This window comes from Chitinophaga skermanii (assembly GCF_003259335.1).
In the GTDB taxonomy this organism is placed as follows: domain Bacteria; phylum Bacteroidota; class Bacteroidia; order Chitinophagales; family Chitinophagaceae; genus Chitinophaga; species Chitinophaga skermanii.
This window is the reverse complement of record NZ_QLLL01000015.1, coordinates 1-18919: the sequence shown is the minus strand read 5'-3', so window position 1 is coordinate 18919 and position 18919 is coordinate 1. Positions and strand designations below refer to the sequence as shown.

Genomic DNA, 18919 nt, shown 5'->3' with positions numbered 1-18919 from the left:
AGCAAGTGGCATTTATTTAAAAAGCGTTAACTTTGTAATTGAATAGAACATCATACTGGCTGCGTAGCTCAACTGAATAGAGCATCTGACTACGGATCAGAAGGTTTCAGGTTTGAATCCTGACGCGGTCACAAACAATAGAAAAAGGTACTACATGTTAGTACCTTTTTTATTTTACGTAAGTGCTGCGTGTGCGTACCGCAACTTGCAAATAAAAAGGGGAGCACCGATAACAGCGTTCCCCTTAGTGATGTATGTTGAGTTTGATTAGTAGGCAACTGTAAAACGTTGCTGAATGTGTTGTGCATTTTCTGCTTCGTCAACGATCGCTACAGCTAAATCGTCTACAGTAATCCAACTGCGCCCTTCTGCATTGAAAACGGGATTTTCGAGGCCGGAACGGTATGTACCGGTACGTTTACGCTCGATACCGTGATGCATTTCGATAGCTGGGCTGAGGAAAGTCCATGGTAATTCTTTCTCTTCGCGTAATTGATTTAAGTATTCTCTTGCTGCGCTGGCGCCTGGTTTAAACGCTTCTGGGAATTCCGGGGTATCGATTAACTGTACACCTTCTGCTATGTACAAGCTACCGGCACCGCCAATAACGATTAAACGTTTGTTACCGGCTGTTTTTGCTGCTTGCTGAATGGCATGAGCACCTTTTAAGAAGTCGTCGTAAATATGGGGGTTTGTCCAACCACTATTATAAGCACTAATCACCACATCTGCGGGTTGCAAGATGTCCGCAAGTTTAGCTGCATCAAAAACATCGGCTTGTACTTTCGTTAATTTATCGGAAGTGGCGTCGATTTTTTCTATATTTCTCGCAATGGCAATTACATCATGACCGCGTGAGATTAATTCGTTTAATACGGTGGCGCCAACGAAACCAGATGCGCCGATTAAAGCTACTTTCATTTTGTATGTTGATTTAATACTTGGAATAATTCTGTTGTATATTTTGTTACAGTTAACTAGTAAAAAAAATCTGCTTTCGCAGCAATCAACCGTACTATACTGTAATAAATATATTTACAGTACAAAAGTACTTATTTCCCAGTAACCACCAAAAGAATTTTTAAAACAGGCTATTTTTCTATTAATTATTAAAAATAACTATGTGTTGATAATCATTATTTTCACTGCTTTTAGGGCCTTATACCCCGAAAGTGTGAATAAAAAATACAGGTTTTTTCTTCTTTATATTTGTTTTAGTGCATATTTTCGCGGCCATATTTATACTTCCATGTTGTCAGCCTAATTTTAACCATCAACTTGAAAAGACCCCATTATCACGGTTATAATAGAATAGAGTATAAAACCTAGTATGCACAATAACAGGAGATCCTTCTTGAAGAGGGCTTTTACTGTAGGAGCAGGTATGGCGTTATTGCCCACATCCATCTTGCAGGCTAGCAGTAGCAACCAAAAATTGCGCGTCGGTGTCATCGGCTTGGGAACATGTGGATTAATGCATTTACAACATGCGTTAGAACACCCCAATTTGCATGTAGCCGCCATCTGCGACGAAAATGCCCAACAAATCAAGGTCGCACAACAAATGTGCGGCACGAAAAACCCCGCAGTATTTACTGGAAGTCCCAAAGCTTACCAAGCACTTATCGCTGCACAAAATATCGACCTCGTTCTGATTGCTACCCCGTACCAATCGCATTACATGATGGCCCGCGAAGCGTTGCTTTCCGGTAAACATGTGGCTTGCGAATTAGTGATGGGAGAAACAGTGGAAGAGCATATCGATATTGTTCGTATTGCAAAACAACAAAACCTGCAATATTCTACCCTCGACGATGTTTTGTATCGCCCCGATGTTATGGCGGTGAAGCAAGCTTATACTGCCGGTTTACTCGGTGGTATAAAGTTTAGTAAGGCAGGCTATAGAGGTGCGCTCACGCAAAGTTTACATGGCAATTATCCCGTACATGCTTTAGCGGCTACCAGTTCTATGCATGCTAGTCCTATTACAACGTTATCCATCGAAGAACAAAACGCAGCGGTAGCAATCAATAAATTTTCAAAGCAATTAGTACCAAGAACATACATTACGCGTCGTGATGTTACAATGCTTGTATTAACGCATGAAGATCAAACTACTTCTTGTTTACAAGCTAGTCATGATACCGAAACACCTTTCTCCATTGGCCTTCAAATCAAGGGCGAAAAGGGTACTTATACCGATATTTTGAACTACCTACAACTGTCGACTGATACAACTTGGGGCAATGCAGCTGCTTATTTTGCTGACAATGCACACCCCGCATGGCAATCTGCCCGTAGCGAGCAAGAAAACCACGCCGCGTATTTAGCGCTGGATGGGTTTGTACAAGCTTTGCTTAGAAAGGAGAATGCACCACACGATGTAGTAGCTTCTGCTACCTGCAGCGTGGTATTGCCATTGGCTGAGAAAGCGCGCCGGTTGGGGGTAACAAAAATCGCGTTTCCACAATTTAATACTGTTGTATAACATAAATACCTAAAACGAATGTTTGCAGGCACTGATGAATATTTGGGAACTATAATAGCTATGGCAGGAACTTTTGCACCTGCGGGTACTTTAATGGCTAATGGAGGTACAGCTGAAATTTCTTGGAATGAAGCATTGTATACCTTGATGGGTATAAAATTTGGTGGAAATGGTGCGAATACTTTTGGATTGCCTGATTTGAGAGGCCGCGTACCATTGGGTATGGGTACTACATTGTTTGGCGAGACTTACAATTGGGGTGATCAAGGTGGTACTGCTACCGTAACACTTTTAACGTCGCAACTACCAACTCACACGCATGCATTATCCGATGCTTTTATCTCTATACAACAACCGGTAGCTAATACAAATGGTGTAACCAATAATCCAACAAATTATGTTCATGCTATAGGCGTATCCACTGTAGAATTAGGCTATAAGCCCTATAACACAGAGGCAAGTGTGTCGCAAGGTGTCAAAATGAAATTGAAGTCGGATGGCATTACAAATATTGCGGGCAGCTCTATGCCGCATCCAAATATGATGCCCTATAACACGATAACTTATTGCGTTATCAGCGAAGGAATTTATCCTAGTCAATATTAATTTTTATTACGATTCAGTATGGAATACTATCTCACCCAGATACTTTTATTGTCATTTAATTTTGCGCCTAGACAAACTTTGGCGTGTTGGGGACAGCTTCTATCTATTCAACAAAATACAGCCATGTACGCTCTAATGGGCATTGCGTTTGGAGGAGATGGCAAAACATCGTTCGGTATACCTGACCTAAGAGGTCGTGTTGCGGTTGGACAAGGAATGAGCAATTATGGACAAAACTTTAACATGGGCGATCAAGGTGGACAATCTACCGTAACGCTTTCAATTAATGAAATTCCACAACACGTACATTTAATCACGGATGCTTCCTTGAATGCATATGTACCGGTTAATAGCAGTGCTGGAACAACAAATAACCCAACGGGCAATAATGCCGCTTTAGGTATCCCACCAAATGTAGGAACAGGCCCATTATCACGTCCAATAAATTTATATGCACCGCCACCGGCTACTGTAACCGATTATATGGCGAAAGCAAAAGTAAGTGGGAATACAGCTGTTGCAGGTAGTTCTATGCCGCATAATAATATGCAACCGTTTTTGACTTTGAATTACGTTATCTGTACAGCAGGGACATTCCCATCAAGACCGTAATTTATTTATACTGATTTGAACTGAATTTGAAATGATGATGAACTCGTGGCCCATTAAAATAGGATTTTTAACACCTTTGTCGACTATCTACCCGTTTTATGCGCAGCATATTACAACGGCATGGATGATAGGCATGGGTGTGCAATCGCCACAGCAATCACCCATCCAGTTCGTTCAAGAGTATACACATACAGGAGGAAGCGTTATCACAACCCAAGCGGCGCAGAAGCTGTTGAATTTTGATAGGGTGGATGTGTTATCGGGATTGATTAGTATGAAAACCATCCCGGAGATTCTGCCAAGCTTGGACCGCGAGCGGCGTGTAGGGTTCTTCTTTGATATGGGAGAATATATCCCATACCACGAGCACCTTGGAGAAAACATCTTCTACAATTCGCATCAACTCTGGCAATCCCAATACGCCTTAGGCTACTGGGCACAGAAGCATTTTGGGGATGGTGGGCATGTAGTAAGCACACTTTACGAAGCGGGCTATCATCTCAATGCTGCTTTTTACCAGGGTGCCGCACAAGCAGGCGGTGTTAACATACACTCTACTGTTATCAAAAAAAATACCCCATCCAATATGAAGCAGCCGTTAGACTTAACGGACTTTTTTGCTTCCCTCCAAACCACGCTGCCGCCTTATGTTCACGCCATCTTCAGTGGCGATGAAGGCACTCAATTCTTGCAGCAGTGGGTATCACATGGTTTCCACAAAAAAATACCCCTCGTTGTAATCGAAACCATGGCCTACCCGGATATTCTCAGTGATTTCCAACATATCGACATGTCGCTGTATTCAGCCATGATGTGGAATAGAACCGATGAATCCAAACCTAACCAATCCTTTGTAAAAACTTTCGAAAAATTAACAGGGCAACCTGCCAGCATATATGCTGTGTTGGGCTATGAGGCCGGACTTGTTTGGAGAGAGTTACTCCCGCATGCTATGAAGCGTGATTGGGATACTGTGAAATCGCTATTAAGAACACAAGCTATTCGTGGACCCCGCGGTGAAAGAAATTTCCACCCGCAATCGGGCGTAGCCGTACCTAACACACAGATCATCAAAATCAATTTAACAAACAATCGCATTCAGCAAATGATAATCGAGCAAGGAAGAGGACTTTCCTACGATGCTAACGTGTTTGAAAATATTCATACACACAGCATATCGGGATGGAAGAATCCTTTCTTGTGTGTTTAACATCCCTACATAATGAAAAAATTTTACTCCCTGTACGTACAGGTGCTGGCAATTGTGCTTTGCACTTGGGTATTGCCATTAACTAGTAAGGCACAGTCGTACCTCAAAACGGCCGTTACTACGGGTACACAATTGTCGACCCTTACTAAGGACACCAATGGTAATCTCTATTTTACCGATTTGGATCCTTCTGCCGGCAGCGGGGAAGGCAGGTATTATGTGAAAATGCTTAATACTACAACGAACAATATTTCAGACTATACTAGTCATAGTATTCCGTTTGACCTGTTAAATCCAGTACCGCCATCGAGCTTAGAATTTGACCAGTTCAACAAGTTGTACGTAAATGTGTTCGCCTCGGGCCTGTACGAAATTGTAGCAAGCACACCTTTCAAGGTAAATTTGCCAACGAATTCAACAGGAGATAATTACCCTTCGGGCAACCCTTATGTTCAAGCTATTCAATTCAATAAAAAGAATAACAACGAAATCCGGGGTTTTATTGTAAGCAGTAATGGTACCGACTTTAGTCACTTAACGATGTGGAACGCGCCAAACTTAAATGGAGCCTATCAAAATGCTGCATCCCGTATGGCAGACGACTATTCGATAATGCCAGGTGCGACTTCCGACCCAGCGGGGAATCATTATTTTATTGATTTAGTGGCGAACAAAAGAATTTTAAAACTGCAATACACCGGGGGGAATAATTTTTCCCAAGCCATGTTTTTATCGGGGAAATATTATTCTTCCATAGCCAGCGATAAAGATGGGAATTTGTATGTGACAGAAAGTACAGACGGCCGGAACTTCGATATCGTCAAATATTCGCCGACAGCTGTAGAACTTCTTAGGATCCCCAATGCATTGGTAGGATCCTATGGTGGTTTAGGTGGCAACGATTTTGAGCAACCACGAGGGATGGTGGTCATGCCAAATGGAACTATCTACGCGAATAGCGGTAACGAAAGTACTACAGGTGGTTACCAATACACCATGTATAAATTTGAACCCGATGTTAAAGTATTAAGTGTTCTACCCATTCAAGCAAGCCCCGTTTCAGTTAGAAACAATGAAGAGTTTTATTATATCGTGTCGGGTAATGCGCCGTTAAATGGACTTACAAAAGACAACCTCACTTTAGTGGACGTTGGAGGAAATATCCAATTTGAAAAAATTACAGACATTACCTTCTCTGGTAATGATGCCTTAGTATATGTGAATAGTGGGTATGCAAACACAGGGCAATTAAGGTTAACAGTTGCTTCTTCTAGTAGTGGCTTAAGTTTGACAAGTGCCCCGGTTACTTCTATTACCACTTACGTTACCAATCTTGCTCCTTCCGTAGATGGTACCTCCACTTCAATCACTTACACAGAAGGAGATCCAGCTATAAACTTACATAATAGTATTGTTGCATCTGATGATGGAACGATATTAAGAGGTGTCAGTGTTTACGCGGTAAGTGGGGGCGAAAATAGTGATAGTTTGATTTTTGTGAATACCGATTCTACCCAGTTTGGTCGCGTACAGGCAAGTTATTCTGTAGCTGCGAAAACATTGACCATTTCGCTGGTAGATCCTAACGATACTACTTTTACGATTGCGAAAGCAAATAGGGTGTTAAACGCTGTTCAATTCAAGAATACATCGCAAAATCCATCTGCTACGCCTATTGTGTACCGATTTACGGCCACCGATTGGGTATATGGCACAACGGGAACCTCTACGGTATCAGTTACAGTGAACAAGGTAGGGGTGAATGATGCTCCTGTAATTACAGGGCCTGCGAATACTATTTCGCTTACGAATATTCAAACGCTCGAATTCAAAGATTCAACGTTAATCACGGTAAGTGATCCAGATATAAATCCTGGTAGTGGTGATTATACGATCACAGCTACCCATGGTGTAATTAGGGTGTTCTCCACTGGCGCAGAAAGTGCAAGTGTAAGTGGAACAACTACAATGGCAAATTTGAACTCGTTATTACGATACGAGTATTCTTATGCACCTGGTTTTGGATATTTTGGTCCTGCTACCATTACTATCACCTTTAATGATAAAGGCAATTCACCGCCTCCAGCCCAAACGGGTACTTATACAATGAACTTAGACATTGTACCAGGTGCTGCAGCGGTAACGTCGATTACTGCTACTGGAACGGGTAACTCGAAATTCGGTATTGGACAAACAGTTGCCTTTAATCTTACATTTAGCGAACCTGTTAAGGTTTCTAACACACCTACTATTACTATTAATACTACACCGGTAAGAACGTTGAATTATGTAACTGGTTCAGGTACGAATACTTTAACCTTCAATTACGTTGTTCAACCGGGCGATGTAGCTACTGCTTTGGATGTAACCTCGTTAAGTCATAACGATGGGTTTATTACGAACCTCAGTGGATTGGAAGCATATTTAGGTTTACCGCCTACTAAGATTGCTCCAGCTCGTTTGATTGAGATTGATGGGGTGGTACCAACTTTCACCCAAGTTGCACCGCCTGCTAACAAAACGTACAAATACAATGAGTTAATGGTATTCACTGTATCTGCAAGCGAAGTGTTAGATACGGCTAACCTCAAACAGTTAACTTTACAGGTTACCATTGGCGATACTGTTCGCGCGGTGCCGGTATATAATTACACCGTAGAAAACGGGGTAACAAAAATTAATTTCAACTATCATGTACAACCATTCGAAGTTGATAACGACGGGGTCGTTATTGGATCGTTGGAATTACCAACCGGCTTAGCTGTAAAAGACCAGGCGGGTAATGAAGTGACAAATTTTGCTATCGCCACTATACCAGCTACAACCGCTGTGCTTGTGAATGCCGCGGAATTGAAAATCATTGATTTCAAAATCCCGGCTGATGGTGGTTATAAAATAAATGACGAATTACGTTTTGTTGTTCGTTTCAACCAGCCCATCTGGTCATTTAGTGCTGCACAATTTAAAGTCAATATAAACGGGGTCGATCGCCTAGCAACCGCTGCATATGCGGGTGATTCTATTGTATATACAGTGCCTGTTTTCTGGAATGATCCAAAAGATACATTGCATGTACCTACCGCGATAGGTTTATATTACAATACGATTAAAGGGCTTAACACAGATATGCCGTTAGTCGACCCAAGTTTACCATATAGAAGTGCAGCCAATGTGATTATTGACGGTGTTCCACCAACAGGAAATTGGACATTAGAAATTCCAAATGTTACAACAGGTAGAGATTCTATTCCGTATAAGTTGAAATTTACAGAACCTGTTACGGGAGTTATTCCAAGTAAATTCACGGTTTCTATTGGAGGCGGGTTAACAGGTGTTATCGAAGGGTTCACGAATATTAATGATACCACCTATACATTCTATGTGAAAATTACAGGCACTGGTATCTATAGTTTATCGTTGAACTCAACCTTTAACATTAATGATATAAAGGACGCTGTAGGTAATCCACTTTCGAATTCTTTATTAACGCCAGCACCTATTTTAATAGACAGGCGAGCACCAACGGCAACGAGCTTTAATCCTCCTAATTCAAAAACATATGCTATAGGAGAACAGTTATTGTTTGGTATTAATTATAATATGCCGATAGTAGCAACTGGCACAATTCGTTTACCGCTTTACTTGGGTACTGATACAATCTATGTTCCATTATCCTATGTGTCAGGCAATACGAATTATATATTCTATTATACAGTGAAAGAAGGTGATGTGGATACGGATGGTATTAAAGTAGGTGTCATGGAAAGCGACAGTGCGATGACAAGTGAATATGGCATTCCGCTTGTTCCTGCACAAATACCGAACGCTATATTAGTAAATACGAAAGTGGATGGTATACGACCTTATGTAACAGCCGTGAGTGCTTCACCGGCATCCCTGTTATTGAAAGTAGGTAGTATCGCCACAACAGCGATTACCTTCAATGAACAAGTTACAGTGTCGGGTGCTCCAACAGCTACCTTACAAATCGGTAACAGAACGGTAAATGCTACGTATACGGCAACGAATGGTAACGACTTAGTATTCCAATATACTATTGTAGAAGGCGATGAAGCGCCAACAGGTTTCGAAGTAGTGGGCTTTAAATTAAACGGAGGTACCATAAAAGATGTTGTTGGTAATGAAACGGTAGATACAGCCTCAGCCGTGTTCCCTGTAACAGGTTCAAAAGTGGATGGCGTTTCACCAACCATTATTCGTTGGGAACGTTTGCTGCCAGAACGTACAAATGCTACGGCACTTACATATAGAATTACTTACTCGGAACCTGTAAATGGTAACATTAGCTTATTCAACCAGCTGAATGGACTTACAGTTCTAAGTAATACCATGGTGAAAGAATCTGATACTAGTTTCATAGCCACCATTCAAGTAAGTGGATCAGGTACCCTTACGCCAACTACGATCGCCTCAACAATCGTTGACCTTGCCAATAACCCAAGTACATCAACAGCTGTAACAGGCCCAAGCTATACAGTAGATCAGGCGGCTCCATCTATCGTACGTGTTGAAACAGCCGATAGTACTTACCGCGAAGGTCAAAACATCTTCTTCGATGTGGTATTCGACGAAGCGGTGAAATATACCGGTACAGTTTACTTACCATTGAAATTGGCCACGCTACCGAATACTTCGGCCATTGCAGTTTCACAAACAAACGATAGTACTGTTCGCTTTAGATTTACAGTACCTGCCAACGCCAGGGAAACAATTGGCGTACAGGCAGCATATAATATTTCAAACGGTATTACTGATACATTGGGGAATGCATATGCACCAATTGCAACAATTATTAGAACTGTTGCTAAAGTGGATGCCGTTCGTCCAAATATTAATAATGTTACCATCCCGGCCAAAACTTACCATATCGGTGATAGCCTAGATGTTAATATAGTGTATGATGAAGCGGTTACAGTCGTGGATTCTCCTATGCTGAAAATTAGGCTCAATGGCAACAATACAGAAGTATTAGCCAAATACCTTGGTAAAGCCAATGCTTCTACGGTAACGTTCAGGTATATAGTAGAGGAAGATGTGGTGCCAACTATTTCGGACATTACCATCTTTGGTAATGTTGACCGTACAAATGGTTCAGTAACGGACATGGTGGGCAACCTATCACAAGAGTCGGGTTATACCTATACCTTGGCAGATTGCTTAATCGACGCCGTTCGCCCTGTAGTAACTTCCCTTGTATTAGAGAAACCGGATGCTAGAACACCGGCATTCCCTGCTGATATGATCAGCCTGTACTTCCATACAAGCGAAAAAATCAATACGCCTTCATTGGATATGTTCAATCTTACCTTTACCAATGGCTTAATGCTGGGTACCGGTACGAATGTGACGGCGATTGATGATACTACTTACAGAATTGTATTTGATATGAGTGGTAATAATGGATTAGATGGTACGGTAACAGCTGCTGTGCCAGGTATCACTAATTTAACCGACATCGCAGGTAACGTACTTACACAAGCAATTACCAGCAATGCTTACTATTTCGATCGTAAAGCACCGGCATTTACTACCATTGACTTGCCAACAGCTAAAACATACAAAATTGGCGATACGCTCACGTATGTTTTACATACGAATGAACCAATTACATTAACAGGCGCTCCGCGTTTGAATGTATCATCTAATGGTATTAGCTTCTATGCTAATTATGATAGTCATACCGATACCACCATTACCTTGAAGGCGGTTACCGTGGCTACGAATGCCAATAACGCCAGCACTGTTATCGATAATATACTGGAACTTAACGGCAGTACTATTGTTGATCTAGCGAACAATGACATACAACTGACCGTACCAACTGCGAATACGACTAATATTAGGTTAGACGGTAAACGTCCGGGTATAAGCAGCTTAGGATACTATAATAACCGCACTTTCAAAGTAGGAGATGTGGTGAATTTGACGGTTTACTTTGATGAAAAAGTAACGGTTCAAGATACGCTTCGTTTCTACATGAAGATTGGTAACAAAGTAGCTGTAGTACCGGGCGTGTTCCAATCAAACGGTACAGAAATGCGCTTTGATTATACCGTGGTGGCAGGTGATAGTGGTGTAATTGCGTACGATAGCTTAGCTTATGGCATTGCTGTGGTGCGTGATATAGCGGGTAACGATTTAGTACAATCGCCACAAAATGTGGTTACAACCAGCATTGCCGATGCGGTGGGTCCGAAAGTAACAGCGGTTACAGTAACACCAGCAAGCGCTATGATTGGAACTACCATCAGCGCCAATGTACAGTTCAACGAAGCCGTGAACTTCCAATCGTCGGCAAAAGTATATGCAACTGTGAACGGCCAAGCTGTAATATTTGATACGCCAACAGCAGGAAGCGGTCATTCAATAGATTTCACCTTAACCGTTACGGAAGGGCTAGAAGCGCGTAATAGTATTCATATCGATAGCATTTCTTATGTAACTGATGTGAACGATAACGCCTTACAAAACCCTGTCAACATCGATGCAGCTATTGATGTGATCGATGCTGTTCGTCCGCAAGTAATAAGCTTTACAAGATTGGATGCCAACCCTAATAATTTGCAAGAGGTGAGCTACCAATTAGTGTTTAGCGAAAAAATGAAAGGCACTATTCAAAACGCCATCCAATTCAATACAACAGGTACATTAGGAGTGGCTGGATTGTCGGCTGCTTCAACCGATAATATTACATATACAATTAAGCCACGATTCATTAGTGGTGTTGGTACATTACACCTTAGTCTTAAACAAGGATACTTAACAGATTCTATTGGTAATACCTTAACGGCTGCCGACCAAATGTTAAGTGAAACGTTCTACATCGATCGTATTGCGCCGGTTGTAGACACGGTACTTGTTCCTGCTGATAGTACTTATAAGAAAGGTGAAACATTACATTTCGCTGTACAATACTCCAAACCGGTTACTGTAACTGGTACAGATGCTTACATGAATATCGTAATAGGTGCAGCTACTAAACAAGCCACCTTCGTTTCATCAAACAATAATACCCTCCAATTCGCTTATACAGTAGCAGAAGGCGATTTGGATACAGATGGTATTGTAGTAGATCCAACCTTGGTATTGGGCACTACCACCATCGTGGATTCCGTAAACAATGCTGCTGCTACAGCCTTAGCAAATATGGCTCCAACAAATGCCGTATTCGTGAATGGTGTTACACCTGCCGTTACATCAATTGTTGCTGGCGTTGCCAATAATCGTTACAAAATCGGTAGCACATTACCAATCGACGTAACGTTCAACCAAGCTATGAACATTAGCAATAGTGTTACCATGGAATTGAAATTGGGCGGTGATACGAAATACGCTACATTGAATACGGTTACCGGCAACACGGCTATATTTAATTATACAGTACAAGAAGGCGACCCAGAAGTGAACATTGTTACCACGGGTAATTTTGTATTGAACGGTGGTGCTATTAAAACACAACAAGGCGTAAATTTAACGGGTACACTTAGTGATACTTCATTTACTTCGAGGTTTGTAGATGGTATTAGACCATATGTTACAAGTGTTGTTACGGATAAAGATTCTACAAAAGTGATTCCTGCTACGAACGTGGCTTATACTTTCGCTTTCAATGAATACTTTGCAAATTGGAGTGTTTCAACATTCGAGGTAGTTACAACAGGTACCTTAAATGCCACCATGACTACCTTGCAAAATATTGCAACCAACAGTATTAGGGTCGACCTAAATACAGCGGGTTCCGGTACACTTACATTAAAAGTAAAATCGCCGAACGCGATTGTAGATATTGCAGGTAATGCAATGGCAGCAGGTGAAGTGGTAGGTACTACTTTACGTATCGATAATGATCGTCCTACTATTACAGGTATTATTCCTCCTGCGGATAGCACTTACCGTTTGGGCAACAAACTCCAATTCGGCGTTCAATTATCTGAACCATTAGCGAGTGCATTAGACGATCTCCAATTGAATTTAATTACAACAAATGGAGTACCGGCCGCAACATATGATAGCACATCAGCCGATGGTAAAACGATCTTCTTATCATATATCGTGGCTGCTGGGGATAAAGCAAACGGCATCGAATTATTTGATACTTTAAGAACAGTGGCAGCTTACGGTCCTCCGTACGATTCTGCAGGCTGGTTGTTGGATATGAACATCCCTAGTGCATTCCAACAATATCCTAATATTAATATAGATGCTACATCGGCAACTGTTACTACAGTAACGGTGCCGGATAGTACTTATAAATTGGGTGACGTTATAACAGCAACTGCTACCTTTAGCACCCCTGTTACAGCACAAGGCAATGTACAATTGCCGATCCAAATAGGTGCATCCAACGTATTGGCAACGGTTACACCGGTTACCAATAGTACTACCGTAATGTTTACATACACGGTACAGGCGGGCGACTTTGATATGGATGGTATTAGTTTCAATGCTCCAATAGATCTAAATGGAGGTACTATAACAACTATCAATAGTCAACGTGCAGCTACATTAACAATACCGGCAACAACATTGAGCAATGCTAAAGTAGATGGTATCCGTCCTACCATTCAGAGCATTACTGCCTCTGCATCACCTATGGCTACCGGTAACTACAAATTCACAGTAACATTCTCAGAAAGAATGCGCCACGATTATACCAGCGCAGATATTGTTACAGGTACGGCTGTATTGAATAATTCATATGTGAATATTCAGCCTTCAGTAACCGTGTTTGAATATAATGGTGTAGTAACAGGTGGAGATGGTACTGCTACATTAGACTTTAGTAAAGTAAACCTCCTAGATGAAGCAGGTAATACATTAGATACAACGGGTGTTAATATCCCGGTTATCATCATCGCTAATAAACCGGCAACTATTACGAACATCACCGTACCAGCCGATAGCACATACCGCTTAGGCAACGTAATGAACTTCGATGTAACATTTGATCAAGCATTAACAATCGTAGATCCTGCAAATGCGCCAAGATTGCCGTTTACGATCGATGGTAACATCGTGAAATACGCTTCGCATACCGGCACAACGGGTAATACTTACCACTTCCAATACACAGTGGTAGCAGATGATATGGATGCAGATGGTATCGTAGTGGGCGATAAATTGCTCGGTTCACTCCAAAACCAATACAACGTATTGGCAGATACAACTATCAATAATATCCCGAACACGGCTAACATCCGTATCGATGCGAAAGCGCCGGTAGCTACAACAGTTAAATATCCAGCAGCTGATCTTTACGGTATTGGTCAAACCATTCAAATTAAAGTAGGCTTCAACGAAGCAGTTACTTATACTGGTACGCCGAAATTGAGCATTATATTGAAAGATGGTAGCGTGGTATTTGCTGATGTGGTAAATGGTAATCATACAGATACCCTTACTTTCCAATACACTGTAAAAGAAGGTGACGAGAAAAAACAATTAGCAGTTAGCTCAACCATTGATTTAACAGCTAGCACGATCACAGATATGCATGGCAATAACTTGGTAAATACATTACCAAATATTACTACCGCGAAAGTGATTGATGGTGTTAGACCAACTATTACTAGCTATACATTGTTGTCGGCTTCACCAATGACAACCGGCCAAGTGAATATTCGTTTGATTACATCCGAACCACTTACGCCAATTACAACACAATGGTCTAGCTTCACTACTACAGGCAACGTACAGTTGAGCAATTTCAGCGAAGTACAGGCCATCAATACCATCTACTTTACTACCAATGTAAACGGTGGCGATGGTACTATTACACATGTGTTGCCAATCCCAACCGACTTGGCAGGCAATACAGCCGATACGACAGGCCTGGGTAAAATCATCATCGACGTATTAAACTCGGCACCGGCTATCACGAATATTACCGTACCTGCAGATAGCATTTACCGCGCGGGCGAAGTATTACGCTTCAACGTAACCTACAACCAAGCAGTAACATTAGCCGATGCAGCAAACGTTCCGTACTTACCATTTACAATTGGTACGAAAGCGGTGAAAGCAGTACATGTATCTAATAATGGTAACATCCAATCATTCGAATACACCGTACAAACCGGTGAACTCGATACAGATGGTATCGAAATCGGTACTGCTATCCGCAACCAATTCAAGAATGCTTTAGGTACAATTGCAGATTCTTCTATTATAGGCACACCAAGCACAGCAAATGTGAAAGTTGATGCGGTGCAACCGAAAGTAGTTAGTGTGAAATACCCAACTGCCGGTAGAAACGGGTTAGGTGCCGTATTGAACTTTGAAGTAACGTTTGACGAACCTGTCGTATACACAGGTGCACCAATCATCAGCTTACCATTCAATAATGCAACACGCACAGCAACGATCTTAAGTGGTAACGGTACAAATACATTAGTATTTACCTATACCGTTCAAACAGGTGATCAACAACATCACGTTGCTTTGGCAAATGCGATTAGTACAGTAGCAGGATCAAGCATTACAGATATCGCCGGTAACAATGCCATTTTAACATTGCCAACAGCTCCAGCAACTTCTGGCGTTCATGTAGATGGTATTATACCAGTAGTAACGGGTGTTAAAGTGATTCCTTCAACTAGCAGCAATGCACAACAAGTACGTTATGTAGTAGCTTATAGCGAGAAGGTACTCGGTGCTAATATTGGCCTATTTAATATTCAAACTACAGGTACGTTAACGTACACTTGGAATATCTACCACTATAATGATTCTACAATTTTAGCGGCCGACGTAACAGGTGCAGGTAAGATCTCCTTTAGCTTGAATTCACCTAATAACATGAAGGACTCTAGCGGCAACCCGCTTGCTCCTTATACGAATGTAGTGTCGACAATTATCGATAACGTTCGCCCAACGGTTAACATTTCTACTACAGCAGCTAACCGCATCAATACACCGTTCCCAGTGAATGTTGTATTCAGCAAACCGGTAACAGGCTTCTTAGTAAATGATATCAGTGTAACGAACGGTGCTATTACCGGCTTCACAGGTAGCGGTGCTAATTATAGCTTCACCGTAACACCAATGACCGACGGTGTTGCTACTGTAAGCATCCCGGCAAATGGTGCCATCGATAGCTTGGGTAACCAAAACTTAGCATCTGCCGATACAATCCGTATTAATTACGATAGAACACCACCAGTTGTTACACCGGTTACCTTCGCTATTAACGAGAAGAGTTCAGTGGGTGCCGTATTAGGTACGATCTACGCAACCGATGCGAGCAATATCTTTACCGATTGGAGAATAGACGTGAACACGGATCAGAACAACAATGGTGTACCTGACTTCGTATTGAACGCTACCACCGGTAAACTGACTATTAATGATGCTGACTTGAGATACCTCGTTTCGCATACACTCACGATCCAAGTATCTGTAACAGATGGCTTGAACCGTAGTGCACAACAAGCGATCATCATCAACTTACTGAGCATCAACAACGCGCCAACAGGTTTAACCCTCAGCAAAAATTCGATCCTTGAAAACAATGCTAGCGGGGCTACCGTAGGTACGTTCACAACAATTGATACAGATGCCGACGATACGCATACCTATACTTTAGTAACAGGTACAGGCGACACCGATAATGCAGCCTTCAGTATCCTTGGTAATGCACTTCGCATTAACCAAGTAACGAACTACGAAGCGAAGAATACTTATAGCATCCGCGTTCGTACAACAGATAAAGGCGGCCTCTTCTTCGATCAAACATTTATTATTAACGTGGTAGATGTGAATGAAGCACCAACAGTAGGCACAATCGCCGCTCAAAAAGCATGTGCTACTACTGAAACGCATACCATCACCGTACAAAACGTAACACCGGGCCCTGAAACAAGCCAAACAATTACGCCAACTATCACGGCCGATAATAACTTGTTTGATGTATTAACCGCTAGCTACAATGCAACGGCTAAAACAGTAACCATTACCTACCGCTTGAAAGCAAATGCTACCGGTAATGCCTTCGTAACACTCACCGTACAAGACAACGGCGGTACAGCGAACGGCGGTATCGATAAAGTAAGTACTTCGTTTATGTTCACCGTGAACGCTGTTCCTGTGGTAACGATTTCGAGCGATAAAGGCTTGAATGTATCGAAAGGTGCTACAGTGGTATTAACTGCTACAGGTGGTCTTTCTTACACTTGGTCGAATGCTGATGGTATTATCACAGGTATAAATAGTCCTGCACTAACGGTTCGTCCAATGCAGAACACAACGTACACTGTAACAGCTAAGAATGCAGACGGTTGTACCGGCACAGCATCTGTAAACATGACGGTCATCGAAGACTTCAAAATCGACGCTACCAACGTGTTAACACCGAATGGCGATGGTGTGAATGATCGTTGGGTGATTAAGAACATCGATGCGTACCCGCAAAATGAAGTGAAAATCTTTGACCGTGCAGGTCGTATGGTTTACTATAAGAAAGGATACTTGAACGAGTGGGATGGTAAAGTAAACGGTCGTCCATTAGCGGAAGGAACTTACTACTTCATCGTTGACTTCGGTCCTAACTTACCGAAATCTAAAGGTTTCATCACCCTTGTTAATAACGATTTATAATAGCATTTACGCCATATATTCAAACGCGAAAAAATGAATAAGGTAATTAAAAACATAATGATCATCCCGGGAATAGCGCTAGCCAGCCTAGCGCTTTCCTTCGGTACTTTGCAAGCACAGGATGTTTCTCGTTCTGCGGCTCCATTACAACCCATGGGTACCCAGTTCTTTGGTAACCAGTATATTGGCAACCCAGCTTTCGCAGGTATCGACACAGGGGTGCATATTAGCCTTGCGCGCCGTGCACAATGGAACAGCATTCCAGGTGCACCGGTTTCCCTAAACGGGGCGGCCGATGCCATGTTTCTTGAAAGAGTAGGAGGAGGTATACAAGTATATAACGACAAGGCCGGTTTAATTAACCGTACGAAAGTGTCGCTTACATACGCCTATCATTTACCCTTGAACGATGTATCTCGCTTACACTTCGGGATTTCGGCAGGCATTAACAACGAACGCCTCGACCGTTCCCAATTAAACGGCGATCCGAACGATCCTAACCTGAACGCTTTCAACCGCCGCGAGAACTACTTTGAAGGAGATTTTGGTATGGCCTATACCTCGCATAACTTAACCATTCAAGGTTCCTTGCCCAACATCATGAACGTATTCCGCCCGTCGGATGATCGGACCATCGATGGGGCCTTCTTTTATGCTGCTGCAGGGTATAAAATTCGAATCAACGAAGCACTCAACTATATCGAGCCGAAAGTAGGGGTACGAGGCGTACATGGGTACGATAATATCTACGATTTTGGGGCAAATGCTGTGTTTTACAACAACTATTTCAATGTATTTGGGCTTTATCATTCTACAAAGAACTATACCGTTGGCGTAGGTGCTAGCTACAAAAATATTTTTGGTGTACAAGCCATGTATACCTCTCAAACCAGTGGTTTGAAAACTTATACCGATGGTGCTTTTGAATTAGCACTGATCATGCATCTTTTTAGATAGATTAGCTTATTCTATTTTGCGTTAACACCGTGGAGTTCTCTTCACGGTGTTTTTGTTTGCGGATAGCTCGAATGGAGGAAAACCTAGTGTTAAATAGCAATAAGTGATGATTAGCTTGAAGTAATACCTTCTTCGAGGTATGGATGCTGTCTAGTCCTACAAAAAGTTTACACCCACAAATGAAAAATGATGAAAAGAAGCAAATTATTTGGACTAAAAGGTCTTGGGGGTGGTCAATCGAGTTATGATGATTCATTTAGGCGTATGGTGGTGCGTGACTACGAAACTGGTAATTTAAGTGTATCGCAGCTAGCCGTTAAATACGGCATAAAGAATCATGATATAAAAAATTGGAAAAAGCGGTTTAGGGGCGATATTGCGGTAATTACCACAATAAATGAAATAGCTATGACACCAGAAGAGCAAAAGGA

The 18919-nt window shown here is 42.0% G+C and carries 8 protein-coding genes and 1 tRNA gene; 8 read left to right on the top strand and 1 reads right to left on the bottom strand.

Annotated features, from left to right (window positions below):
• The first annotated feature begins 57 nt into the window (after positions 1-57).
• Positions 58-131 (top strand) — tRNA-Arg (locus tag LX64_RS24885).
• Positions 132-267: 136 nt separating this feature from the next.
• On the opposite strand, the gene LX64_RS24880 is transcribed toward LX64_RS24885, so the two are convergent.
• Positions 268-921: an NAD(P)-dependent oxidoreductase gene (locus LX64_RS24880; protein ID WP_111600420.1), complete on the bottom strand. Its 654-nt coding sequence runs from the start codon at positions 919-921 to the stop codon at positions 268-270.
• A gap of 409 nt (positions 922-1330) precedes the next feature.
• Between LX64_RS24880 and LX64_RS24875 the strand changes: the two genes are divergently transcribed.
• From LX64_RS24875 to LX64_RS24845, 7 genes are all read left to right on the top strand, one after another.
• The gene (locus LX64_RS24875) at positions 1331-2488 is read left to right on the top strand and encodes a Gfo/Idh/MocA family protein (RefSeq protein WP_111600419.1); all 1158 of its coding nucleotides are present in this window, start codon (positions 1331-1333) and stop codon (positions 2486-2488) included.
• An 18-nt stretch (positions 2489-2506) separates the two neighbouring features.
• Positions 2507-3094, top strand: a complete 588-nt coding sequence (locus tag LX64_RS24870; RefSeq protein WP_111600418.1) for a phage tail protein — start codon at positions 2507-2509, stop codon at positions 3092-3094.
• Between the two features lie 18 nt (positions 3095-3112).
• Positions 3113-3706, top strand: a complete 594-nt coding sequence (locus tag LX64_RS24865; RefSeq protein WP_111600417.1) for a phage tail protein — start codon at positions 3113-3115, stop codon at positions 3704-3706.
• 34 nt (positions 3707-3740) lie between these two features.
• A complete protein-coding gene (locus tag LX64_RS24860) occupies positions 3741-4916 on the top strand; it encodes an ABC transporter substrate-binding protein (protein ID WP_158538735.1) in 1176 nt (391 codons plus the stop codon).
• A 12-nt stretch (positions 4917-4928) separates the two neighbouring features.
• Complete coding sequence (locus LX64_RS24855; RefSeq protein ID WP_111600415.1) at positions 4929-17531, top strand: T9SS type B sorting domain-containing protein; 12603 nt, start codon at positions 4929-4931, stop codon at positions 17529-17531.
• A 33-nt stretch (positions 17532-17564) separates the two neighbouring features.
• Positions 17565-18488: a PorP/SprF family type IX secretion system membrane protein gene (locus LX64_RS24850; protein WP_111600414.1), complete on the top strand. Its 924-nt coding sequence runs from the start codon at positions 17565-17567 to the stop codon at positions 18486-18488.
• 189 nt (positions 18489-18677) lie between these two features.
• Positions 18678-18919 (top strand): transposase (locus tag LX64_RS24845; protein ID WP_158538734.1); only part of this gene is annotated, 242 nt, incomplete at its 3' end.

Coding starts and splice junctions, on each gene's coding strand:
- LX64_RS24880 (WP_111600420.1), bottom strand. CDS start 921: ATGAAAGTAGCTTTAATCGGCGCATCTGGTTTCGTTGGCGCCACCGTA.
- LX64_RS24875 (WP_111600419.1), top strand. CDS start 1,331: ATGCACAATAACAGGAGATCCTTCTTGAAGAGGGCTTTTACTGTAGGA.
- LX64_RS24870 (WP_111600418.1), top strand. CDS start 2,507: ATGTTTGCAGGCACTGATGAATATTTGGGAACTATAATAGCTATGGCA.
- LX64_RS24865 (WP_111600417.1), top strand. CDS start 3,113: ATGGAATACTATCTCACCCAGATACTTTTATTGTCATTTAATTTTGCG.
- LX64_RS24860 (WP_158538735.1), top strand. CDS start 3,741: ATGATGAACTCGTGGCCCATTAAAATAGGATTTTTAACACCTTTGTCG.
- LX64_RS24855 (WP_111600415.1), top strand. CDS start 4,929: ATGAAAAAATTTTACTCCCTGTACGTACAGGTGCTGGCAATTGTGCTT.
- LX64_RS24850 (WP_111600414.1), top strand. CDS start 17,565: ATGAATAAGGTAATTAAAAACATAATGATCATCCCGGGAATAGCGCTA.